This window comes from Serinicoccus profundi, from assembly GCF_008001015.1.
In the GTDB taxonomy this organism is placed as follows: Bacteria; Actinomycetota; Actinomycetes; order Actinomycetales; family Dermatophilaceae; genus Ornithinicoccus; species Ornithinicoccus profundi.
Window position 1 is genome coordinate 3,006,857 of the sequence record NZ_CP042862.1, and the last position, 23,590, is coordinate 3,030,446.

A 23,590-nucleotide genomic window follows, 5' to 3' on the forward strand; every position below is an offset into this window, starting at 1 on the left:
GAGGGGCACCCATGACGACTGACGACCACACCCTGGCCCGCGAGCTCGCCGACCTCGCCGGCGCACGCCTGCTGAGCGTCCGCGAGCAGCTGCATACCAAGGGGGTCGAGGGCCGCGAGCTCAAGGACGCCGGTGACGCCGCCTCCCAGGAGCTGCTGGCAGCCGCGCTGGCCGAGCGCGCCCCCGGCGACGCCGTGCTGAGCGAGGAGGCGGCCGACGACCACGCCCGGCTCTCCGCCGAGCGGGTGTGGATCATCGACCCGCTGGACGGGACGCGGGAGTTCAGCGAGGTGCCCCGGGACGACTGGGCCGTGCACGTGGCGCTGTGGCAGTCCGGTGAGCTCGTGGCCGGGGCGGTCGCGCTGCCCGCGCGCGGCGTGACCTACAGCACCGGCGAGCAGCACCGGCTCGACCTGCCAGCACGGCCGGCCGGCGACCCGCCGCTGCGGCTGGCCGTGAGCCGCTCCCGCCCGCCGGCCTTCGCCGAGGCGCTCGGCCGGACCATGGGGGCGACCACGGTCCCGATGGGGTCGGCCGGGGTCAAGGCGATGTCGGTGCTCGACGGCTCCTCCGACGCCTACGTCCACGCCGGCGGGCAGTACGAGTGGGACTCCGCGGCGCCCGTGGCGGTCGCCGCGGCGCACGGTCTGCACACCAGCCGGGTCGACGGCAGCCCCCTGGTCTACAACCGGGAGAACCCGTGGTCCCCCGACCTCGTCGTCTGCCGACCTGAGGTGGCCGAGGAGCTGCTCGCCGCGCTCGCCACCATCTCGCTCGACTGACGCCTCAGGGCCAGAGCAGCGGCGTCAGCCCGACCGTCACGACGATCACCATGATCGTCAGGACCCACCCGAGTCGGGCGTAGTCGGTGAAGCGGTACCCACCGGGGCCGTAGACCATCATGTTGGTCTGGTAGCCGATCGGGGAGAGGAAGGACGCCGAGGCGGCCACCGCCACCGCGATCGCCGCACCCCGCGGGTCGAGGCCCACCGACTCGGCGGTGGCCACGGCCACCGGCAGCATGAGCAGCGCGGCGGCGTTGTTGGTCACGAGCTCGGTGAGCACGATGGTGGCCAGCACCAGACCGAGCAGCACCCCGACGGTGCCGAAGGTGCCGAGCGAGGCCACGAGCGCACCCGACAGCGCCTGCGCCAGCCCGGACACCTGCATCGCGCTCGCCAGCCCGAAGGCCGCCGCGATGACGAGGATGACGTCGAGGTCGACGGCCCGGCGGGCCTCCTGGGCCGAGAGCACCCCGGTGAGCACGAGCGCCACCGCGCCGAGCAGGGAACCCTGCAGGATGGGCAGGACGCCCACCGCGGCCAGCCCCACGACCAGGGCGAGGATCGTCACCGGGATCCAGGCGCGCGGGGTCGCGGTAGGTGGGGAGCCGTCGAGGCCCGCGATGAGCAGGAAGTCGGAGTGGTCGCGCCAGCGCCGCCGGAAGTCGGGGTCCGAGACGACGATGAGGGTGTCGCCCAGGCGGATGGTCTGCGAGCCGAGCTTGCCGTCGACCAGGTGGCCCGAGCGGTGGATGCCGACCACGGCGGCCTGGTAGGTCGCCCGGAAGCCCGACTCGCGCAGCGTCCTCCCGACGAGTGGCGACTGCGAGCCGACGACCACCTCGAAGTACTTCGCGGTCTGGCTCTGCAGGTCCAGCACATGCTCCAGCTCGGCCGAGCGCAGCCCGGGCATGAGCTGTGCGTCGACCACCTTGCTCACCGAGCCGACGAAGTGGAGGCGGTTGCCGCCACGCAGCACCGTGTCGGGTCGCACCGGCGCGATGACGGTGTCCCCGCGGTCCACCGAGACGAGGAAGAGCCCGGGCAGCGAGCGTAGCTTGGCCTCCTCGACGGTGCGGCCGTCCACCGGCCCGCCGGGCTGCACGATCATCTCGATGGAGAACCTCCTGCCCTCGCTCTCCAGCTCCTCTCGTGCAGAGCGCCGCGCCGGCAGCAGCCGCGGAGAGAGGACCACGAGGGCCAGCAGACCGATCACTGCGATCGGCAGGCCCAGCCGACCGATCTCAAAGAACCCGATCTCTGCCAGCCCGAGCTCGGCCATCTGGCCGGAGACCACGAGGTTGGTGGAGGTGCCGATGACGGTGAGCAGACCGCCGAGGACGGCGGCGAACGAGATCGGCATGAGGAACTTGCTGGCCGAGAGGCCCCGCCTCTCGCACCAGGCGGTCACCTGCGGGATGAGCATGGCCACGATGGGGGTGTTGTTGAGCAGGGCCGAGGCACCCACGGTGGGGGTCAGCACCCGTAGCAGCGGCAGCCGGTAGGTCCCGCGGTCACCCAGGGTCCGTTGCATCACCGGGGCCAGGGCCCCGGTCTTCTCGATCCCGGCCGCGACGACATACAGCGCCGCGACGGTGATCGGGGCGGGGTTGGAGAAGCCGGTGAAGGCCTCCGCAGGGGTGATGACGCCACCCACCAGGAGGGCGATCACCCCTCCCAGCACCACCACCCACGGGCTCGTCCGCTGACGCACGAGCGCCGCCAGGACTCCGATGAGGACCACCACGGTGATCCACGCGTCGAGCGACACGGTCACGCCCTCTCTCTCGGCCCCACGATCTTGCGGGCTGCTTGCGCTTTCACAAAATTCTCGTCAGGAGACGCCACAGGAGCTCACTCACGTCACACGACGGTGGCGCACGGGTTAACGTCGTTGGCCGAGGCGCCCGTGAAGTGCCTCCTCGCATCATCCCGTGAGTTGTCCCCCCGAAGGAATTTGTCCCGTCATGACCCTGTCTTCACCGTCCTGCCCACGCCCCCGATCGTGGCTCCTCCTGTGGCTCGCGACCGCTCTCGTCGCCACTCTCGCCCTCACCGCGCTGCCCGGAACGGCCCAGGCCGCCGGCCTGGTCCGCAACGGCTCCTTCGACGAGGGGACGCGGTACTGGCGGACCAACGGCTCGGCCGAGGTGCTGCGCACCGAGAGCTTCTCGGGCAACCCGGCCGCCGTCCTCACGTCCACCACGCAGCGGCACACCGTGCTCAACGACGCGACCAACTCGGTGGCGGACACCGGCTCCACCGGCGCGACCTACCGGCTGAGCGCCCGCGTCCGGGGGACCTCCGGCACCGACGGAGCCCTCCGCCTGCGTGAGGTGGGCGCCACGGGCACCCGTGAGCACCAGAAGGCCTTCGAGCTGACCGGTTCGTGGCAGACGGTGAGCCTGCCCATCACCACGACCCGCTCCGGGGCGAGCCTCGACGTCAATGTCGTCGCGTGGAACCTGGCTCCCGGTGAGCGGCTCGTCGTCGACGACGTGACCCTGACGAGGACGACCACGGCGCTCCCCGCCCCGGAGCCCTGCACCGGCCGGGTCCCTGACACGACCCTCTTCGGCGCCTCGATGACGACCTCGGGCATCAGCGCCGAGGACTCGCTGGAGCGCCTCGACCAGGCCTTCGGCACCCTCCCCGTCGTCCGGATCTTCGACCCGGGTCTGCCCTTCGAGTGGAGCCACGCCCGCAACGACCTGCTCGAGGGTCGGACGATGGTCATGTCCTTCCGTCCCATGCCCCAGGACGTCCTCGCGGGTCGACACGACGCCTTCTTCCGACGGTGGTTCGCCCAGGCCCCGGAGGACCGGACGATCTACTGGTCCTACATCCACGAGCCGGAGCCCCTCATCAAGAGCGGCCGTTTCACCGCCACGCAGTACAAGGCGGCCTGGCGTCGGATCGAGGCGCTCGCCGACGAGGCGTGCAAGCCCAACATGTTCTCCACCCTCATCCTCACCGGCTGGACGGCCATCCCGGCCTCCGGGCGCGACTACCGCGACTACGACGCCGGCCGTGACGTCATCGACGTGCTCGCGTGGGACCCCTACAACGGTGCCTCGGACCCCGACCGCGACTACTACTCCCCGGTCTCGGAGTTCATGGCTCCGGCCGTCCAGACGTCCATCGCGGACGGGCGCCCGTGGGGCATCGCGGAGACGGGCAGCCGCCTGGTGCCCGGCGACGACGGGCAGGGACGCGCGGCGTGGCTGCGCTCCGTGGCCGAGTATGCCGTGCGGCACGACGCGCAGTTCGTCACCTACTTCCAGTCCACCCGGGACGGCGACTGGCGGCTCAACGACAGGTACTCGCGCGCCGTCTGGCGGGAGTTCGTCGCCCGGTGACGGCGGGCCGGCTCAGCAGGAGGTCTCGGCCTCGAACGCCTGGTCCACCGCGACCCACCGTCCGTCGACGAACTCCAGGCTGAAGATGCTGCGCACCCGCTGCTCGGCCTCGGGGTCGGTGAGCGACTCGCCGTTGGCGTCGAGACGCGTCACCGGCGAGTAGTCGAGGCATACCTCGACGCGTGCGACCGCCGGTGTGGACTCCTCGTCGACCTCGAGGACTGAGGAGCTGACCAGCTCCGGCGTGCCTTCCTGGGTCCAGCCGTTCTCGGTGTACTCCAGGACCGTGGACTCCACGTCGCTCAGCAGGTTGCCCCCGGTCACCGAGACCACGGCGTCCCAGTCGACCTCGGTGGGGACGGTGAGCGCCTCGCTGCTCACGTCGATGACGGGATCGACGAGGTCTGCCGCGGCCTCGTCCTGGGCGACCTGCTCGGGCGAGGCCGTGGCGGCGACGTCATCGCGGGGCGTGGCACCCTCCGCGTCCGTCACCGGGGCCTCGCTCACGGTCTCGCCATCGGTGGCGCTCACGGTGTCCTCGGTTGGGGCGGCGGTCTCCCCCGTCCCGGTCGCCGTCGCATCCGGCTCGGCCGACCCGGTGGACGAGGAAGGCGGGTCGGCCGCCTGCTCGTCACCCCCGTCGCGCGTGAGCGCCCAGACCAGCAGGACCGCTGCCACCAGCACCGCGGCCACGATCCAGACCCGACCACCGCGCATGTCCGCCTCCTGAGAGCTTGGGTCTCGTACCCTACTCTCGTGGTCTGCCTCGGCGGCCATCCGTCGGACCGCCGATCAACGGCCACCCCTTCCCCCAGGACAGGTACCCATGAGTCGCGCCACCACCTCCGCCGGAGGGATGGGTTCGGTCGCTCGTGGCGGCGCGTTCGCGCTCGCCGGTTCGGTCGTGAGCGCGGTGATGGGACTCCTCCTGGTCGTCGTGCTGGGACGCACGCTGGGGACCGCCGGTGCGGGGGTCGTCTTCCAGGCCATCGCTGCCTTCACCATCGCGATGAGCCTCGCGAGATTCGGCCTGGACACCACCGCCGTCTGGCTTCTCCCCCGCCTCCGGACTGAGGCCCCCCACCTCATGCGGGCGGCCGTGGTGCGTCTGCTCGCGCCGGCCTTCGCCATGGGCGTCCTCGGCGCAGGGGCACTGCTCCTCCTGAGTCGGCTGGTTGGTGCCGACAACGACCTGCTCGCCGACAGCCTGGTGGGGATGGCGTGGGCGCTCCCGCTCGCCGGGGTGGCCCTGGTCGGTCTGGCGGCGACGCGCGCCCTCGGTGGTGTGCGGACCTTCGTCACGGTGCAGAACATCGCCATACCCACGGCTCGTCCGGTGCTCGCCTGGGCGGTGACCCTCGCCGGGGGCGGAGCGGTCGCCGTGGCCGTCTCCTGGGTCGCGCCCCTCCCCCTCGCGGCCGGCGTGGCGCTGCTGATCCTGGCCCGGCAGCTGCGCCGGGTCCTCGGCGACACCGAGGACCTCGGCTCGCCGGAGCCGGGGGCCTCTCTCAACCGTCGCATCTGGGGATACACCGCGCCCCGCGCCGTGTCCGCCGTGCTCGAGGAGTCGATGCGGTGGTTGGACGTCCTGCTGGTCGGCCTGCTGGCCGGCCCCTCGGCCGCCGGGCTCTACGGCGCGGCCACGAGGTTCACGAATGCCGGCATGATCCTCAGCACGTCGCTGCGGATCGTGGTGGCGCCGATGTACAGCCGCCACCTCGGCGCGAAGGACCTACGAGCCGCCGACGGGCTCTACTCCGTGACGACGATCTGGATCATCGCTTTCAGCGTCCCCATCTACCTCGTGCTGGCGCTCTTCGGCGGATCCATGATCGGCCTGCTGGGGCAGGACTTCCGCGAGGGGGCGCCGGCCCTGGGCATCCTTGCGGGGGGTATGGCCATGGTCCTGACCGCCGGCAACATCCAGTCGGTGCTCCTCATGAGCGGGTACAGCTCCCTCGCGGCCCTCAACAAGCTCGCCGCGGTCGCGGTCAACGTCACCCTGCTCTTCCTCCTGGTGCCACCGCTCGGGATCGTCGGCGCCGCGCTCGCGTGGGTCGCCGGGATGGTGGTCGACACCGTGCTCGCCATCACGCAGGTGCACCGCAAGGTCGGGGTCAGACCCCTGCCGCGAGCCGTGCTGGCCGTCCTGGCGACGACCGTTTTGACGTTCGGGACACCCGCCCTGATACTGCGACTAAGCATCGGCGACACCGTGACGGCGATGCTGAGCGGGGCGGCCCTGGGAGTGGTATGCCTCGTGATCGTCATGTGGCGCGCCCCGCGGCTGTTCCAGCTCGCGGACCTGGCCTCGATCATCACGGCACGAAAGGGGACATGACGTGGACACCGTCCAGCTGACCGCTCTGAAGTCACGAGTTCCGAGGTGGGCGCTCGACGCGGCCAACGGGGCGTCCCGTCTCGGCGGCCTGGCGACCTCGCCGAACCGGCCGATGCCGGACTTCCTCGTCATCGGCACGAAGCGTGGGGGCACGACCTCGCTCTTCAACTACCTCATCCAGCACCCGGGCATCCTCGCGCTCTACCCCCAGCCGCGTGGTCGCAAGAGCACCGACTACTACTTCGCCGACTCAGGCAGGTCCCCGCGGTGGTACCGCTCCCACTTCCACACCGAGACCTTCCGGCGCGTGCTCGCCTCCCGCCTCGGGTACCGCCCGCAGAGCTTCGAAGCCTCCCCCTACTACGTCTGGGATCCCCGCATCGCGGCCAAGGTCGCCGCGGCCGCCCCGGCGACCCGCTCGATCCTGCTCGTGCGCGACCCGGTGCAGCGCTCCTGGTCGCACTACCAGGAGCGGGTCCAGAACGGCGTCGAGCCGCTGACCTTCGAGGAGGCGCTCGCGGTGGAGTCCGACCGCCTGGACGGCGAGCTGGAGCGGATGCTCACCGACCCGACTTACCACAGCACCACGTGGGACTGGTACGGCTACCGACGTCGTGGCGAGTACCTCGACCAGATCACGACCTGGCTGGAGCACTTCCCCCGGGAGCAGCTCCTCGTGCTCCCCAGCGAGAAGCTCTACTCCGACACCCAGGGCACCGTCGATCGCATCTGTGCCTTCCTCGGGCTGCCGGAGCACCGCCTTCCCACGACCAAGCCCTACAACGCGACGTGGCGCACCAAGGACGCCCCGCCACCTGCGGCGGCCGCGCAGCTCGCGGCGCACTACCAGGCGCACAACGCCGCTCTCGAGGAGTTCCTCGGAGAGCGGCTGGACTGGACCTGAGGCGTCGACGGCCGCTCGAGTTGATCAGCGACGGGCACGGGCACCCTCGTCCGACACCGACGCCGCGTCGTGCATCCCGATCTCCGGACGCCGTCGACGGTGCACCATCACCGTCCCGACGACCCGACTGCCCTGGCTGACCGTGTCGCGCGCGGCCTGTCGCAGCTCGGTCACGGTGCTCGCACCGCGAGCGGCCAGGAACACCGTCGCATCTGCCAGCCGGGACGCCGCGAGCCGGCTCGCGCGGCCATACTCCTGAGGCGCGGCGAGGACGACCACCGAGTCACCCTGACGGGCAGCGATCTCCTGCCGCACCGCGGCCGAGATCGGCTCGTCGTCAGAGTCCTGCGTGGGGACATAGACCGTGAAGCCGGGCACCTCCTGCGAGGCGTAGCGGGTCCCCACCCCGGTCGCCGCGACCTCGCTCAGCCCGAGCGAGCGGCGCACCCGGTCGGCCTGGGCCTCACTGGTGCGCAGAGCGATGAAGGTCACCTGCAGTCCGGACTGCGCCAGCACGTGCGCCAGGGTGACGGCCACCCCGGTGGAGACTCCGGGCCCGTGCACCGGGAGCACCGCCAGCACCCCCCGGCCGTCGCTCAGGAAGCCTCTCGCCAGCAGCCGCTCCCGGATCTCGCGGTAGACGGCCAGGTCGTCGCCACGGGGTGCGACCTCGACGTTGCCCCGGTCGATGGAGCCCAGGATCTCGACGCCCCCGTGCGAGGCGACGTCGGACCGGGAGACGACCCGTGGCCAGATGGCCTGCACGAGGAAGGCGAGCAGCAGCCCCAGCCCGAAGCCCGCCACGGCTCCGGTCACGAGGACCAGCAGCCGCGACGGCGAGTACTCCACGCCACCGTTGGCTGCCGGGTTGAGCACCGTGCCACCGTTGGTGTCGATCCCCCGCGCCGTCGCGAGCTGCGAGGCGAGAGCGTCGATCTCGAGGTTGATGAGCGAGCGGTCCGACTCCGCCTGGATGGCCGCCTCGCTCCCACCCTCGACCTGCGCCAACCGCTCGTTGACCTCGCGCAGGTCGTCACGCAGCTCGGCCAACCGGGCGGCCGACTGCTCCAGCCGTCGCTCGATGCGGCTCTGCGCCTGCTCCGCCCGGTAGTCGAGGTAGGCGGTCGCGGAGGCATCCGCGATGTCACGGGCAGCCTCCGCCGAGTCCGCGGTGGCCGTGATGCGCAGGACCGCCGTGTCGGCCACCCCCGCGACCTCGATCGCCTGACGGATGTCCGTCGGCTCGTAGTCGCCGCCCAGCCCCTGCGCCGCCCGGTCCGCCACGGCGAAGGAGGACGCCACCTGAGCCTCCCCGGCAGCGTCGATGAGCTCGGAGACGGGGCGCGTCACGTCGAACGGGTCACTGGTGATGAGGTTGAGCGAGACCGTGGCGGTCGCGCTCGCCTTCACCGGCAGGACCAGCAGGGAGGCAGCGGCGGCGCCGAGGCCCAGCAGCGTGGCCAGCACGATGACCCACCACTTGCGCCACAGCACCTCGGCGTAGTGCCACAGGTCGACGCCCGCATCGTCGTTACGCTGCTCCATGGTGCTCTTCGTCTCCCACCCGACGGATGATTCTTCAATGATGGCCGTCTCGTATGCTACGACAACCGGCTGGTGTCCAGATCCGGCTGGCCAAGGTGTTCCAGAGGGGTGAGGTGCAGACCGTGGCACACGTGGGCGATCCCGCTCTCGCCAACACGCTCCGGCAGCTGTGGGGCGCTGCCGTCGAGAGCGGCGACGTCCGGATCCGCACCACCGGCCGGGCCACCCCGGGCTGGGAGCCCGTCCGACACTTCGACGTCTTCCCCTCGACGAGCCGCGCCCGCATGATCATGGAACGCGGACGATCGGCCACCACGGCCAAGGCCCTGCTGGCCTACCAGGGGCTACGACCGCGCCGTCTCCAGGCGGCCCGCCTCGCCACCACCGCCGCCGCCGGCGCCCGCGCCGCCGGCGGGAGGCCGGCCTTCGTCCTCGAGCACGCGACCCGCGCCGCTGGGGCCCCCGAACCGCTCACCGCCGTCGGCGAGAGGCTGGGTCGCCCCGTCCTGGCCCACGTCGGGGTCCGCACCGGGGCCAACGCCAAGGCCACCGCCCAGCTCTTCAGCCCCTCCGGCACGCCGGTCGGCTACGCGAAGTTCGCCTGGAACCCCCTGACCTCCGGCTACGTCCTCACCGAGGCCGACCGTCTGCAGGAGCTGGACGGCCGGACCGGGGGTATGCGTGTCCCGCGCGTGCTCGCGCGCGGCGAGACCTTCGGTCATCCCTACCTCGTCACCGCGCCCCTCCCCCGGGGTGTCCGACGGCTCTCCCGCCCGGAGGACCTCGGCGTGGCCGAGCTCGCCACCGTGTCCCCCCTCGACCGCCGGGCACCCGCGCATACCAGCGGCGCACTGCTCGGCATGCGGGAGCACGCCGAGCAGCTGCGGCAGCACGCTGTGGTCCGCGATGCCGCCGCCGCACTGGCGCAGACCGTGGGCGGACTCATGGGGCTCGAGGTGAATGTGCCCATCGCTCGCTTCGACCACGGCGACCTCGTCCCGTGGAACACCTGTCGCAGTCGCGAGGGTGAGGTGTGGGCGTGGGACTGGGAGTCCTCCATCACGGACGTGGTGGCCGGCACCGACGCGCTCCACTGGTTCGTCCACTCCGTCCACGGCCCGTCGCCCTCCGACCTCGCGGCCGCCACCACGGACGCCTTCACCCGCGCGGCCCCGACCTTCCACGCTCTCGGCATGACCCCCGCCGCCCAGCACGTCGCGACGGCCGCCTTCGCGCTCGCCACGGTCGAGCGGGCGTGCGCCCTGGCCGCCAGCCACGACACCTGGTCCCGCAACCGCATCGGGGCGGACGACGTGGCCCGTCTGCTGACCCTGGCGCAGCACCACATCGACTCCGCCGCGCGATGACCACACTCCTCTCCGACACCAGACACCGGGTCGCCCCCGACGCCGACCGCCCGCTGCCGGTATGGCCCATGGTCGCCCTGCTCGCCGGGTACCCGCTCTGGTGGATCATCGGCATCGTCGACGTCTCGTGGATCCTCTTCGGGGCGCTGCAACTGCTCTACCTCCTCCGCAACGGTCGCACGCGGGCCCCCCGGGGCTTCGGGATCTGGTTGGCCTTCCTCGTCTGGATGACGTTGTCGGTCACCCAGCTGGACACCTTCGGTCGCGTTGTGGGCTTCTCCTACCGCCACCTGATCTATGTGGCGGCCACCGTCCTGTTCCTCTACATCTACAACGCCCGCACCCGCCTGCACGACACCTTCGTGCTGGGTCTGCTCACGACCTACTGGCTCATCACGGTGGTCGGCGGCTTCCTGGGGATGCTGCTGCCCACCACGGTGGTGCGGACCCCCCTGTCCTACGTCCTGCCCGGCTTCCTGCTCAACAACGAGCTGGTCAACCACATGGTGATCCGCCGCTTCGCGCAGTACGACCCGACCAGTTACTTCGATGTCGCGCCGCGCCCCAGCGCGCCCTTCCTCTACACCAACAACTGGGGCAACGCCTACTCCTTGCTGCTCCCCTTCGTCGTCCTCTACCTCATCAAGGTCCGTCACCAGCGACGCTTCTGGGTCCTGCTCCCCCTGGTCCCCATCTCCTTCATCCCCGCCGCCGCGACCCTCAACCGCGGGATGTTCCTCGGGCTCGGTCTCGCCGCGATCTACCTCGCCGTGCGCTACCTCCTGCGGGGGCGGCCAGGTGTCCTGATCTGCGTCGTCCTGGCCGGCGTCCTCGGGGCGGGGGCCTTCACCGCCTCCTCCTTCGACGACAACATCACCGCCCGGGTAGAGGACACCAGCACCACGGAGGACCGCGCAGAAATCTATCTCCAGACGCTGCGGAGCGTGCAGGACAACCCGGTCTTCGGGCTCGGGGCCCCTCGCCCGTCCACCAACCCCAACATCCCGCCCGTGGGCACCCACGGCCAGTTCTGGATGGTCATCCACTCCCACGGGATCCCCGGGGTGCTGTTCTTCCTGGGCTGGTTCGCGTTCGTCGTCGCCGGAAGTCTGCGACGGACCGACGACGTCGGCACGGTGGCCAACGCGGTCGTGCTGGTGGCGCTGGCAGAGGTCTTCTACTACGGCTTCCTCCCCGTGGGACTGATGCTCACGATGATCGCCGCGGCGTTGGCACTGCGAGGTGCATCGTCGGAGCGGGGCCCGCTGCACCGGGACCGCCGACCACGCCTCACACGGAGCAGGCTCACAGCAGGGAGAGACATCTGATGGACACACGCGTGCTCTTCATCTCCGGCGTCGGCCGGAGCGGAAGCACCCTCATCGAGCGCACGCTCGGCACGGACCCGCGGTTCGTCGTGCTGGGCGAGGTGACCCACCTGTGGGAGCGCAGCCTGCAGATGGATGAGCTCTGCGGCTGCGGGCTGCCGTTCTCCGAGTGCCCCTTCTGGACCGAGGTGGGGCAGCGCGCCTTCGGTGGCTGGGACACGCTCGACGCCGCGCAGATCGTCGCCACCCGCGCCCGCCTCGACCGCGTGAGCCGCACCCCGCGGCTGCTCCTCGGTCTCGGCGGTCGGCGCTACCGGAAGGACGTCCAGCGGTATGGCGCGTTGTACGCCCAGATCTACCGCGCGGCCGCCGAGGTGAACGGCGCCGACGTGGTGGTCGACTCCAGCAAGCAACCCTCGATCCCCTATGTCCTCACCCATCAGGACGCCCTCGACGTCCGCATCCTGCACTGCGTGCGCGACAGCCGGGCCGTCGCCTACTCCTGGACCAAGACCGTGGACCGCCCCGAGGCCCAGGTCGAGTCCTTCGGCACGATGACCCGCTACTCACCCTCCAAGCTCTCCCTGGTCTGGATCGCGCACAACGTCTCCTCGCTCGCGAGCCGGCTGACCGGGCAGCCCGTCACCACCCTGCGGTACGAGGACTGGGTCCGCGCTCCACGGGCGGCGACCGCCGACATCCTGCGCGCGTGCGACCTGGAGCCGACACCGGTGGATGCCATCACCGACACCGCCGTGACCCTGGTGACCAACCACACCTGCAGCGGCAACCCGCTGCGCTTCCGCACCGGGGAGGTCCGCATCCGCCTGGACGAGCGGTGGCGCGAGGACCTGCCGACCTCGAGCAACCGGCTGGTCACCGCGATGACCCTGCCGCTGCTCCGCCTCTTCCACTACGTAGGACGCCAGCCATGACCGATCTTCCCTCCGTCACCGTCACGATCCCCACGCACGACCGACCCCAGCAGGTGCGGACGGCCATCGAGGCTGCCCGCGCGCAGGACTACGCCGGCGAACTCGAGGTCGTCGTGGTCTACGACAACGCCGAGCCAGACCTGTCGTTGCAGACGGCTCCCGGCGCGGAGCGACCGGTGCGGGTGCTGCGCAACGAGCGGACGCCAGGTCTGGCCGGTGCCCGCAACACCGCGACCGTGCACGCGAACGGCGAGCTGGTCGCGTTCTGCGACGACGACGACTACTGGGCCCCGACCAAGCTGCGTCGGCAGGTCGAGGAGCTGCACCGGGCACCTGACGCGGAGATGGTGACGTGCTCCATCCTGGTGGAGTACGACGGGCGGTCCACGCCGCGGCTGGCGGGCGTCGACCGCGTCACGCACCCGATGCTCGTCCGGTCCAGGATGGCCATGCTCCACTCCTCCACCTTCGTCTTCCGGCGCGCGGCGATGCTGGGCGACCTCGGTCTCATCGACGAGGAGATCCCCGGCAGCCAGAACGAGGACTGGGACATCCTGCTGCGCGCGGCGGAGCGGGGTCCGATCGTCCACGTCGACGAGCCGCTCGTGCACGTCGTCTGGGGCGCGACCTCCTTCTTCTCGCGCCGGTGGGACACCAAGATCGACAGCTCGGAATGGATGCTTCGCCGTCACCCTGCCATCGCGGCGGACTCCCGTGCGGCGTCTCGGCTCATGGGCCAGATCGCCTTCGCGCACGCGTGCAGCGGCAACCGACGCGACGCGGCTCGGTGGGTGGCCCGGACCGCCCGGCGCAACCCGGCGGAGCCACGCTGGCCCCTGGCGGCAGCGGTCTCGGTCTGGCCCCGGGCCGGAGGGACGGTCCTCAACCTGCTCCACCGGATGGGACGCGGCGTGTGAGTGCTCGCGACCTCCTCGTGGCCTCCCCCGGTGGCCACGTCGAGGAGCTGGCCGAGCTGATGCATCGGCTCACCCCCGCCCCCCAGCAGCCGGTCTGGGTCACGGCGCGCAGCCTCCAGACCGAGCGCCTGCTCTCCGGTGAGGACGTCGAGTGGATCCCCAGCGTCGGGTCGCGCCAGGCGTGGCGCGCTGCGCGCTCACTCCCGATCGCCCGACGGCTGATGCAGAAGCACCGCCCCGACCGGGTCATCTCCACCGGGGCCGCCCTCGCGCTGCCCTACCTCCTGGCCGCCCGCGCGACCGGAGCCCGGGTCCACTACATCGAGAGCGCCACCCGCCTGCACGGTCCCTCGCTCACCGGCAGGGTGCTCGAGCGGGTGCCCGGCGTCCACCTGCACCACCAGGCCTTCGACGAGCCGCGCGGGCGCTGGCGGGCCACCGGCAGCGTCTTCGACTCCTTCGCCCCGGGCCCCGAGGGCGCACCGGTCTCCGAGGACGCCCTCCTGACCATCGGCACCGAACGCTTCCCCTTCACCCGGGCCTTGTCGCTGGTCGAGGTGACGGACGACCTGTCCTGGACGGTGCAGACCGGGCATACCCCGGCCGATGATGCCGATCCGCGCTGCCGCCGGTGGATGAGCCCCGAGGACCTGACCGACCTCACCACCCGCGCGAGCCTGGTCGTCACCCACGCGGGAGTCGGCTCCGTGCTGCTCGCCCTGCGCGCCGGCAAGCACCCGGTGGTCGTGCCGCGCTTGGCCGACCTGCGCGAGCACGCCGACGACCATCAGCTGGAGCTCGCTCGCGCCCTGGAGCATCGCGGCCTGGTCAGCGTGCTGCTGCCCGACGACGACCCGCTCCCGGTCCTCGCCCGGGCCAGACGACGCAGCACCGTGCGCGTCCGGCCCGAGCCGGTCAGCCTCGAGGGCTGAGGTCAGCCTGGCTGCTCGGTGAGGACGGCGTCGAGGTCGAAGCTGATGTCGCGGGTGCCGCGGTAGTTGAGGTGGGTCTGCGTCGCGACGACATTGGTGCCGTCCACGAGCAGCCCGACCGGCACCTCGATCACCAACGGGCTGGCCTGGGCCACCTCACGACGCCGCGCGGACGGCGCATACGTGAAGTGGGTGACCTCACCCTCACGCATGTTCTGCCGACCCACCTCGACCCCGTTGACATAGACCACCGCACCGTCATCGGCCACCGTGTCCAGCACCAACGACACCACCCGATCAGCGTCAGCGACCTCGAACTCCCGCACGAAGTACGCCGCCCGCGGACGATCCGTCGTCGGACCATCCACATCGATATCCGTGGCCACACCCGTGAACCCGAAGCCCAACGGCGCCGCACCAGACTCCCACCCGGCCAGGTCACCACCAGACTTCCACGCCGCCACCGGCGCATCCGCACCGTAATACCACGACCACGACGCATCCCGCTCGATCACCGTCGAGGTCACCGGCTCCACAGCCTCCGACACCGTCACCTCCTCGGTGACCGACGCCTGAACACCATCGTCGTCGGTGACCGTCAACGTCACCTCATACGTCCCGGCCACCGCATAGGCATGGCTCGTCGTGACACCCTCACCCGAGGCACCATCACCGAAGTCCCACGCATACGAGACGACCTCACCATCCTCATCCACCGACGACGACCCATCCACCGACACCTCCAACAGCTCGGACACCGAGGAGAAGGCTGCGGTCGGCGCCTGGTTGGGTGCCGATGCCCCTGGCTCGAGGGTCGTGATCGCGGCCTCGAGGTCGAAGCTGATGTCGCGGGTGCCGCGGTAGTTGAGGTGGGTCTGCGTCGCGACGACATTGGTGCCGTCCACGAGCAGCCCGACCGGCACCTCGATCACCAACGGATCGGCCTGGGCGACCTCACGACGCCGCGCGGACGGCGCATACGTGAAGTGGGTGACCTCACCCTCACGCATGTTCTGCCGACCCACCTCGACCCCGTTGACATAGACCACTGCACCGTCATCGGCCACCGTGTCCAGCACCAACGACACCACCCGATCAGCGTCAGCGACCTCGAACTCCCGCACGAAGTACGCCGCCCGCGGACGATCCGTCGTCGGACCATCCACATCGATATCGGTGGCCACACCCGTGAACCCGAAGCCCAACGGCGCCGCGCCAGACTCCCACCCGGCCAGGTCACCACCAGACTTCCACGCCGCCACCGGCGCATCCGCACCGTAGTACCACGACCACGACGCATCCCGCTCGATCACCGTCGAGGTCACCGGCTCCACAGCCTCCGACACCGTCACCTCCTCGGTGACCGACGCCTGAGCCCCATCGTCGTCGGTGACCGTCAACGTCACCTCATACGTCCCGGCCGCCGCATAGGCATGGCTCGTCGTGACACCCTCACCCGAGGCACCATCACCGAAGTCCCACGCATACGAGACGACCTCACCATCCTCATCCACCGACGACGACCCATCCACCGACACCTCCAACAGCTCGGAGTCGACGGTGAACCTGGCGACCGGCTCCACGTTGGGGGTCAGCGCCACCGTCACGCTCTGCGTGCTGGTGCCCTCACCACCGCGGTCATCGGTGACGGTCAGGCTCACCTCGTAGGTCCCGGCCTCGGCATAGGTGTGGCTCGCGGTGGAACCCTCACCTGTGGTGCCGTCGCCGAAGTCCCACGCGTAGGAGACGATCTCTCCGTCCTCGTCGCTCGACGCGGACGCATCCACGGCCAGGCCGAGCTCGTCGGTCGTGACACCGAACTCCGCCGTCGGAACGGCGTTGGGCGGCTCCTCCACCGTGACGCTCTGCGTGCTGGTGCCCTCACCACCGCGGTCGTCGGTGACGGTCAGGGTCACCTCGTAGGTCCCGGCCTCGGCATAGGTGTGGCTCGTCGTGACGCCGTCTCCCGTCTCACCGTCGCCGAAGTCCCACGTGGAGGAGACGATCTCGCCGTCCCCGTCGCTCGAGGCGGAGCCGTCGAGCGCCACCTCGAGACCGTCGACCTGGGCCGAGAAGTCGGCCGTGGGGTCGATGTTGGCGGTCGATCCGGCGGAGAAGTGCGCGGCGACGCGATCCGCAGGCAGCGCAGCCGAGTAGACGGCGGCCTCGTCGAGCAGACCCTGGAGGTAGTTGCTGCTCGCGCCACCCCAGACCCGGTCGCCGCCGACGCGCCAGTAGCCGGTGTAGGCCTGCGCCTCCGTCTGCGGGTGCGTGCCGACGAGCTCGCCGTCGACGTAGAGCGCCATGCCACCTGGTCCCTGGGTACCCACGACGTGGTGCCACTGGCCGTCGTTGTAGGGCTGAGCACTGGTGATGGTGTTCTCGGCGCCGGTCCACACCCCGAAGGTGAGCGTGCCGTTGCTGCGCATGTAGACGTGCCGGTCATAGCTGCTCGACAGGCCCGTGGCCGAATTGCCGAAGCCGATGAGCTTGCCGCCGCGGGTGCTGGTCGTCGAGAACCACGTCTCGATCGAGAAGGCACCGGGGTCGTTCACGGCGGTGTCCGGACTGCCGACGACCGCACCACTCGCGCCGTCGAAGGCGGTGGCGGTGTTGCCGTTGTCGACCAGCGCGCCACTCTGGCCGCGCGTGACGCTGCCCTGGTAGACGCCGACCCGGTCGTTCTGGCTGGAGTCCTGGGCGTAGGTCCCGGCGGCGTCGTCGAGCCGCCAGTAGAGGTCGGGCTCGTCCTCCAGGACCGTCGTGCCATAGGCGTCGGTCGGCGCGGGGATGGTGAGCTCGATCGTCTCCCGTGCGGTCCGGAAGCTGCCCTGGTCGTCCATGACGCGCAGGGTGACCTCCACGCTGCCGGTGCGCTCGTAGGTGTGCTCGACCACGGGGTCGGTGCTGGACGTGCCGTCACCGAGGTCCCAGGTGTAGGACACGATGTCGCCGTCGTCGGTCGAGCCGGTCCCGTCGAGGCTGACCTGCAGCCCCTCGACCTGGACGTCGATCTGCGGCACCGGAGCGGGGTTGCCGTCACCGGTCTCGCGCACCGTGGTGCTCGCCGAGACGTTGCCCTCGGCGTCGGCGGCCCGGACGAAGAACCGGTTGGCCCCGTCCTTGGGCACGGTCAGGGTCGTCCCCCCGGTCGTCGAAATCACCCGGTCGTCGCGCAGCACCTGGTATGAGGAGGCGCCGGGGACCGAGGCCCAGGCCAGCGTCACCGTGTCGGTCGTCTGGCTCACGATGCGGAAGGACCCAGGGGTGGCGGGTGCGACCGTGTCGCGTGGCGCCCACCGTGCGAAACCACCCATCCAGCGCGAGCCTGAGGTCGTCAGACCACTCGTGATGTCACCGCCTCCCCAGACGGTGCCGTCGTCCGCGATCTCGATCGCCCAGACGGCCGATCCCAGCCGGGTGCGGAACTCAGGGGTGAACTCCGGCACGTAGCGCCCGGTGTCGGCGTTCCACTGGCCGATCCACCCGATGGAGTCGGCCTGGGACCAGCCTGTTCCGACGTTGGACCAGGTGTAGGCGTCCTGGTAGGTCCAGTTGTTGCAGTGGCACCCGGCGAAGATCTGCTCGCCTCGGGCCTCGATCGCCTGGAAGTCTCCACCGCGCTTGGTGATGCTGCCGCCCAGCCGCTCGTAGGTGCTGGTCGAGAAGTCGAAGAGGGCGTGCTCGGAGCCGCCCACCCAGACCCGGTCGCCGTGCTGCCGGATCGAGCGCTGGTAGTTCTTGCTGGCATTGCTCCACGTCGGCGACCACGCGACCGGGTCGAGGGACCCGGTGTCGCTCATGACGGCTGCGGCCCGGAAGGCGGTCGCCTCACCGGACCGGTCGAAGAACCCGGAGAAGTAGGCTCGCTCCCCGTCCTGGCTGGCGGAGACGTCGAGCACCGTCCCGTTGAACTCGGGGTTCCACGCATCCGGGGTGCCGTTCGCCGCACTCACCCGACCGGCGTTGCGGGCATACACCCGACCCGTGGCGTCAGTGCGGCTGAGGTGGGTGAAGCTCCCGCCGAGGTAGAGGTAGCCGTCCTCCCCGACGTCGATCGCCTCGACGCGGACGTTGCCCGGCGACGTGGCGTTCTCCAGGGTCACACCCCACGTGGTGGATCGGGCACCGGTCGAGGCGTTCAGCGCGACGAGACCCTGCGCGGGCTGCCCGTTGACAGACGTGAAATCGCCGCCCACGGCCAGCTGGCCGTTCGGGAGAGCCGCCAGCGTGCGCACCTGCTCGTTGAGTACCGGCGCGAAGCCGGGGATGAACTGCCCGGTGCTGGCGTTGAAGGCCGCGAGGAACGGTCGCTCGACCCGTCCCGCCCCCGCGGCGTCCTGCTGCGCCCAGCGGAAGTTGCCGCCGACATACATCACGTTGCCGATCTGCTCGAAGGCCTGCACCTCGACATTGCCCTCGGTCCCGGTGCTGCCGGCCAGTCCCGCGACGCCCCAGGGATTGACCAGAGCCGCGGACGACGCCGCGGGGTCACGCTCGATCGCGGCGGTCCCCGCGTCCCCGATCCCGTCGAACGGCGCGGTGAAGGTCGTCAGCCGCGGCCGGAGATAGACCTCGGCGTAGGGCAGGGCGTTGCCACCACCCGTGGTCGCAGACCACAGATAGGTCGAGTCGGAGTTCTGCCCCGCCACCTGGGAGCCGTAGGCGAACCCCCACGAGAAGTTCTGGCCGGACAGGATGTTGGAGGTGACGTGGTTGAGGCCGGACCCGCTGCCGTAGCCCAGGGTCTGGCCGCCGGTCCCGGTGATCCCGCCGACGTTCCACCGGGCCACCGGGTGCTCGGCGCCCAGGCTCCAGACCCAGCGGTCACGGTTCGCGTAGCGGAAGCGCACCTCCTGCCAGGTCGAGCCGTCCGAGGCCGAGGCCCGCCGGACCCGGATGTCGTCGGTCATGCGGTCCACGCGACCCCCGCCGACGAGGTCGTCGATCGTGGCCGACCCCAGCTGGATCCCGCGCGTCAACGGAGGCTGCGCCTGGAGGAGCTCGCGAGCATCACCCTTGCCGTCGTAGGACGTCGTCCACTGCTGACGGCCGCTGCCGACCCGGACCCATCCGCCCCCGTCGGTGGTCATGTCGCACCAGAACTCCTGCGGCGCGGTCATCTGCGGCGTCAGGAGCCAGTAGGCCCCGTCGGTGGACTCGGGGTTGAGCTGCTTGATCTCCCAGCACGACACGGCTGCCGTGTCTGCGGTCGCGCCGGTGTAACGCGCCGGATCGAGGTCTCCCTCAGCGGCGGACACCGTCGTGGGAAGCACCCCCCCGACGAGGAATACCCCCACGAGGGCACCGAACAACCAGCGGCGAAAAGTCTGTGACTGGACCCCAGTCATGCTCAGGGTTCTCCCTCTCCGCCCGATGGGCGGCCTGCGGTCACACCACCCTCTCGACCTCAGGGAGAAGCCCCCTGCGACCAACCCTGCTGGCGTGCCTGAATGTTGAGTAAAAGAAGAGTAAAGGCATGAACGCCTTGAGATCAACACTTTGCGCTCAGGTCGTCGTTCTCACCCTTGAGAAAATGTCGTCCTCTGCCTCAGGCGCGGTCGTGCTGCGCCACATTCGTCACGTCAGCCACAGGCGTCGAACAGCCCACGGCGGGCCGCGTCAGCTGCTGATGTCGAGGAAGGGATCACTGATGATCCCGTTGAACTGGTCCGTGGCCGAGCGGATGATCGACCCGTCTGCCGCCAGCTTGCCGCCGACGGACATCGGTGTTTTGGGCTTGGACCAGCGCAGCGTCCCGATCGAGCCCGAGGCGCTGCTGCGGGTGACCCTGTTGGTGTCCGCCAGGTGCTCCGTCACGGTCACGGTCACGGTGGAGCCACTGCGCGCGCAGACCGCGGAGTACCACCGGTGCCAGTAGATCGGCACGGAGGAGCGGACGGTCACCGCACCGGCGTCACCCTTGACCCGGCACGCGACACGCCCTCCGTCGACCTCGAGCTTGTACTGCGAGGGGTCGGAGGCGAGGCCCCGCTGCACGAGATTGTCACCGTTGTCCGTCGTGGTGCCCGCGGACCGCTCGTCCTTCTTGAACATCGCGCCGAACTGGAAGCCCCGCGAGCCTGGGGAGAGCGGGTCACCGGACTGCGCCTGGTGCCGCACCCGGATCACGGCCCGCGGTGCTGACCATCCCGAGGCGAGGGCGGGCAGACGGACCGCGGTATCGCCGAAACGGTCCAGCTCGACGGACGCGTCGCCGCCGTAGACCGAGGCCACGTCAGCGCTGACCGGCAGCGCGCCCGTGTTGACCAATCTGGTGAGGTCGGTCCCCCTGGTCTGGTCGCCCCCGACGTGCAGGGACACCTCCGACCCCGGGGGTGGCTCGACAGCCGTCGCGCCGGTGGCGGCGAGGACGACTGCGAGGATGGCAGTGGATCCGATCAATGCATGGCGAGCCGTCACGGTGGCCCTCCCCTCGTGCGGGAACAGCAGAAGAGTAAGCCACGCCCGACCGCTCCGCTCGCCGAACGACGGGATCGCTGCTCGCGCCGCGGACTCAGGCCCGCTGGTCGGTCACCCACATCCCGGTGAGCCCCCGGAAGTGCGCGATGAACTTCTCGTGCTCGTGCTCGGGGAAGTGGCCGCGCACGGTGTCGACGAGGAGCGTGTCGAAGTCCGGGGAGCCCACCCATTCCAGGACCCGCTCGGGCAGGTGCGGCAGGTGCTGGTCGCACCACTCCCAGTAGCGGTCGGTCTCGAACTCGGCGTCCGCGAGCTCACGGTAGGCCTGCATCTTCTCGAGGTAGGTGCGGTCCGGGTCGTCGCCGATGGCGAAGTAGTCGCGCGGGTTGCGCACGCCGATCGCCGACTTGCGCCCGGTGACCAGGCAGTAGGTCGACCACCGGGCCAGGGCGGTGATGGCCCAGGGGAAGTAGTAGTGCAGCGAGGTGATCGCGACGTCCGGGCAGGCGTTGGCGTAGTCGATCGGGTAGACCTCGTCGCCGGCGACGAGCATCTCGGCGGAGTTGAACTCCCAGCCGAAGAAGGCGTTGACCACCTTGGAGACCGTCTCGGCCTCCCACCCGGCCTGCGGGGAGAGGAAGTCGTGGGTGACGGCATACCGGTTGTGCATCGGCTCGTCCGGACGGAAGTCCATGACCATGGTCTCGGGGCCGATCGTCAGCGCCCGCGCGAACTTGTCGTAGTCGACCGTCGCCTGCAGGTGCATGAGCATGTTGCCGGACTCGTCGTAGGCCTGGTGCAGTCCCTCGACGTCCTTGACCTTGGAGACCCCGCGCCAGCCGCCACCGTCGAACGGCTTCATGAACAGCGGGTAGCCGATGTCGGCGGCGATGGTCTCCAGGTCGAAGGGGTCGTTGTACTTGCTCGAGGTGTAGGCCCACCGGACGTTGTCGACCGGGTTCTTGTAGGGCACGAGCACGGTCTTGGGGATCTTCATCCCGAGGCGCAGCATCGCGACGTAGGCGCTGTGCTTCTCCATCGACTGGAACGTGAAGGGGCTGTTGAGCAGGTAGGTGTCGTTCATGAGCGACGCCTTCTTCAGCCACTCACGCGGGTGGTAGTACCAGTAGGCGAGCCGGTCGATGACCAGACCGTGCCGGACCGGGTCGGTGAGGTCGAACGGGTGGATCCGCACCCGCTCGCTGCTGACCGAATGGGTCACCCCGTCGGCCTCCACCGGTCCCACCTGGGACAGGACGGACTCGAAGGCACGCGGCCAGTCCTCCTCCGCACCGAGCAGCAGACCGATCAGATGCGTGCGCACGTCGTTGGCCATGGGCGGAACGTTAGCGCTTCGAGCCGCTCCCGTCAGCGATGGCCGGTGCGTGCGTCGGGGAGTCCCTGAGCGACACTGGCGAGGTGATGGCTCCCGGACCCGGCCGACTGCTCCGCCTGCTCGCCGACGCCGAGGCGGTGACGTGGTCGCTGCTGCTCATCGGTATGGCGTTGAAGTACCTCACCCGCACCACGGACCTGGGGGTGAGCATCGCCGGACCCATCCACGGGTTCGTCTTCCTCGCCTACTGCGTCGTCGTCGTGGTGGTCGCCGTGGACCAGCGGTGGCGGGCCACGACGCTCCTGCTCGGGCTCTTCAGCGCGGTGCCGCCGTTCCTCACCATCCTTTTCGAGCGCTCGGTCCGCCGGACCGGGCAGGCGGGCGACCGCTGGCGGCTGCGGGAGGCGGGCGCGGCCCGCAGCGCCCCGGAGCGGGCGCTGCACGCCGTCCTGCGGCGGCCGGTGGTGTGGGCGGTCGTCGCCCTGGTCGCGGTGGCGGTGGTCTTCGCCGTACTGCTCCGGCTGGGGCCGCCGGTCGGCTGACGGCGCCGCCAAGCCCGGTCAACGCCACCGGCGAGGTGGATGCACGGGCCTCAGCAGAAGCGCGGCAGGTGGTGCGCGAGCTGCTTGCGCCACCACGGCCAGTCGTGGGCGCTGTCGTGGCCCCACAGGTCGAACTCGTGCGGGATGCCCTTGTCCGCGAGGATCCCCGCCATCCGGTGCGCCCCGGGCAGCGACTGGGTCGGGTGCACCTCGAAGGCCCCCTGGCCCGCGACGAGCAGGATGGTGGCGTGCTCGCGCACCCACTGCAGGTGCTCGCCCCCCATCCCGGCGACGTAGGCGGTCGGGTTGCTGAAGTAGGTCGCCTCCCCCAGCTCGCCCCACCCGTGCCAAGAGCTGGGGTCGAAGTTGCCCGACAGGCTGATGCCCACCCCGAAGATGTCGGGCCGTTTGAGCGCGAAGTTGACCGCGTGGAAGCCACCCATGCTGGCCCCCACGGTGACGATGCTCTGGTGCCCCGGTGAGTCCTGGTCGATGAGCGGCACCACCGTCTCCAGGATCCAGTGCTCGTAGCCGCCGTGGCGACGCGCCCGCTCCTCCGTGGGCAGGCTGTTGTCGCTCCACGTCAGGTGGTCGAAGGAGTCGACGCAGTAGAGCTTGACGCGTCCCTCCTCGAGCAGGTGGGCGATGCCGTCGAGCATGCCGTTGTTCTCGAAGTCCCAGGCCCGCCCGGCCTCGGACGGGAAGACCAGCACCGGCCGCCCGAAGTGGCCGTAGCGGATGACCGCTCCGCGTCCCACACCCTCGGTGTCGAGGTCGACCTGCTCGCGCTCCATGGCTCTCCTTCGCTGCCCGGGCCTCGTCCTGACCCGACGTGAAGGCCAGCCTGCCACACCTCATACATCGCGCACCGGCGGTTCA

At 70.5% G+C, this 23,590-nt stretch carries 17 protein-coding genes; 10 read left to right on the forward strand and 7 right to left on the reverse strand.

The features are described 5' to 3' along the window. The first annotated feature begins 11 nt into the window (after positions 1 to 11). Positions 12 to 782 carry a 3'(2'),5'-bisphosphate nucleotidase CysQ gene (locus tag FA582_RS14030; protein ID WP_010147521.1) on the forward strand — a complete coding sequence of 257 codons (771 nt, stop codon included), beginning with the start codon at positions 12 to 14 and terminating at the stop codon, positions 780 to 782. Positions 783 to 786: 4 nt separating this feature from the next. Here the strand turns inward: FA582_RS14030 and FA582_RS14035 are convergent, their stop codons facing one another. Next, a complete protein-coding gene (locus tag FA582_RS14035; protein WP_010147522.1) occupies positions 787 to 2,559 on the reverse strand; it encodes an SLC13 family permease in 1,773 nt (590 codons plus the stop codon). 190 nt (positions 2,560 to 2,749) lie between these two features. Here FA582_RS14035 and FA582_RS14040 point away from each other — a divergent pair, with 190 nt between their 5' ends. Continuing rightward, a complete protein-coding gene (locus FA582_RS14040; RefSeq protein ID WP_010147523.1) occupies positions 2,750 to 4,141 on the forward strand; it encodes a carbohydrate binding domain-containing protein in 1,392 nt (463 codons plus the stop codon). Positions 4,142 to 4,153: 12 nt separating this feature from the next. Here FA582_RS14040 and FA582_RS14045 read toward each other — a convergent pair whose 3' ends face one another. Further along, positions 4,154 to 4,858: a hypothetical protein gene (locus tag FA582_RS14045; protein ID WP_010147524.1), complete on the reverse strand. Its 705-nt coding sequence runs from the start codon at positions 4,856 to 4,858 to the stop codon at positions 4,154 to 4,156. A gap of 109 nt (positions 4,859 to 4,967) precedes the next feature. On the opposite strand from FA582_RS14045, the gene FA582_RS14050 reads away from it, so the two are divergent. Both FA582_RS14050 and FA582_RS14055 read left to right on the forward strand, forming a co-directional pair. Continuing rightward, positions 4,968 to 6,482: an oligosaccharide flippase family protein gene (locus FA582_RS14050; protein ID WP_010147525.1), complete on the forward strand. Its 1,515-nt coding sequence runs from the start codon at positions 4,968 to 4,970 to the stop codon at positions 6,480 to 6,482. Position 6,483: 1 nt separating this feature from the next. Then, positions 6,484 to 7,386 (forward strand): sulfotransferase domain-containing protein, encoded by a 903-nt coding sequence (locus FA582_RS14055; RefSeq protein WP_010147526.1) that lies wholly within the window; start codon positions 6,484 to 6,486, stop codon positions 7,384 to 7,386. Positions 7,387 to 7,410: 24 nt separating this feature from the next. On the opposite strand, the gene FA582_RS14060 is transcribed toward FA582_RS14055, so the two are convergent. Then, complete coding sequence (locus FA582_RS14060) at positions 7,411 to 8,931, reverse strand: Wzz/FepE/Etk N-terminal domain-containing protein (protein WP_010147527.1); 1,521 nt, start codon at positions 8,929 to 8,931, stop codon at positions 7,411 to 7,413. Between the two features lie 131 nt (positions 8,932 to 9,062). Here FA582_RS14060 and FA582_RS14065 point away from each other — a divergent pair, with 131 nt between their 5' ends. From FA582_RS14065 to FA582_RS14085, 5 genes are read left to right on the forward strand one after another with little or no spacing between them, the layout of a single operon-like run. Continuing rightward, the gene (locus FA582_RS14065; protein ID WP_141567600.1) at positions 9,063 to 10,298 is read left to right on the forward strand and encodes a fructosamine kinase family protein; all 1,236 of its coding nucleotides are present in this window, start codon (positions 9,063 to 9,065) and stop codon (positions 10,296 to 10,298) included. Beyond that, the gene (locus FA582_RS14070) at positions 10,295 to 11,626 is read left to right on the forward strand and encodes an O-antigen ligase family protein (RefSeq protein WP_010147529.1); all 1,332 of its coding nucleotides are present in this window, start codon (positions 10,295 to 10,297) and stop codon (positions 11,624 to 11,626) included. The genes FA582_RS14065 and FA582_RS14070 overlap by 4 nt, the downstream gene beginning before the upstream one ends. Then, on the forward strand, positions 11,626 to 12,561 hold the full coding sequence (locus tag FA582_RS14075) for a sulfotransferase family protein (protein ID WP_010147530.1): 936 nt from the start codon (positions 11,626 to 11,628) through the stop codon (positions 12,559 to 12,561). Before FA582_RS14070 ends, FA582_RS14075 begins: the two co-directional genes overlap by 1 nt. Then, positions 12,558 to 13,478 carry a glycosyltransferase family 2 protein gene (locus FA582_RS14080; RefSeq protein WP_010147531.1) on the forward strand — a complete coding sequence of 307 codons (921 nt, stop codon included), beginning with the start codon at positions 12,558 to 12,560 and terminating at the stop codon, positions 13,476 to 13,478. The genes FA582_RS14075 and FA582_RS14080 overlap by 4 nt, the downstream gene beginning before the upstream one ends. Then, the gene (locus FA582_RS14085; protein ID WP_010147532.1) at positions 13,475 to 14,410 is read left to right on the forward strand and encodes a glycosyltransferase; all 936 of its coding nucleotides are present in this window, start codon (positions 13,475 to 13,477) and stop codon (positions 14,408 to 14,410) included. The genes FA582_RS14080 and FA582_RS14085 overlap by 4 nt, the downstream gene beginning before the upstream one ends. 2 nt (positions 14,411 to 14,412) lie before the next feature. Here the strand turns inward: FA582_RS14085 and FA582_RS17265 are convergent, their stop codons facing one another. From FA582_RS17265 to FA582_RS16455, 3 genes are all read right to left on the reverse strand, one after another. Continuing rightward, the gene (locus FA582_RS17265) at positions 14,413 to 19,761 is read right to left on the reverse strand and encodes a PKD domain-containing protein (RefSeq protein WP_147899851.1); all 5,349 of its coding nucleotides are present in this window, start codon (positions 19,759 to 19,761) and stop codon (positions 14,413 to 14,415) included. Between the two features lie 271 nt (positions 19,762 to 20,032). Continuing rightward, the gene (locus FA582_RS14095; protein ID WP_141567550.1) at positions 20,033 to 20,734 is read right to left on the reverse strand and encodes a LamG domain-containing protein; all 702 of its coding nucleotides are present in this window, start codon (positions 20,732 to 20,734) and stop codon (positions 20,033 to 20,035) included. Positions 20,735 to 20,927: 193 nt separating this feature from the next. Next, positions 20,928 to 22,169, reverse strand: coding sequence for an ATP-grasp domain-containing protein (locus tag FA582_RS16455; protein ID WP_010147052.1), 1,242 nt, complete (start codon positions 22,167 to 22,169; stop codon positions 20,928 to 20,930). Between the two features lie 86 nt (positions 22,170 to 22,255). Here FA582_RS16455 and FA582_RS14105 point away from each other — a divergent pair, with 86 nt between their 5' ends. Then, positions 22,256 to 22,711 (forward strand): DUF3817 domain-containing protein, encoded by a 456-nt coding sequence (locus FA582_RS14105; protein ID WP_033228726.1) that lies wholly within the window; start codon positions 22,256 to 22,258, stop codon positions 22,709 to 22,711. Positions 22,712 to 22,761: 50 nt separating this feature from the next. Here FA582_RS14105 and FA582_RS14110 read toward each other — a convergent pair whose 3' ends face one another. Next, positions 22,762 to 23,505, reverse strand: coding sequence for an esterase family protein (locus FA582_RS14110; RefSeq protein ID WP_010147054.1), 744 nt, complete (start codon positions 23,503 to 23,505; stop codon positions 22,762 to 22,764). Positions 23,506 to 23,590: the final 85 nt, after the last annotated feature.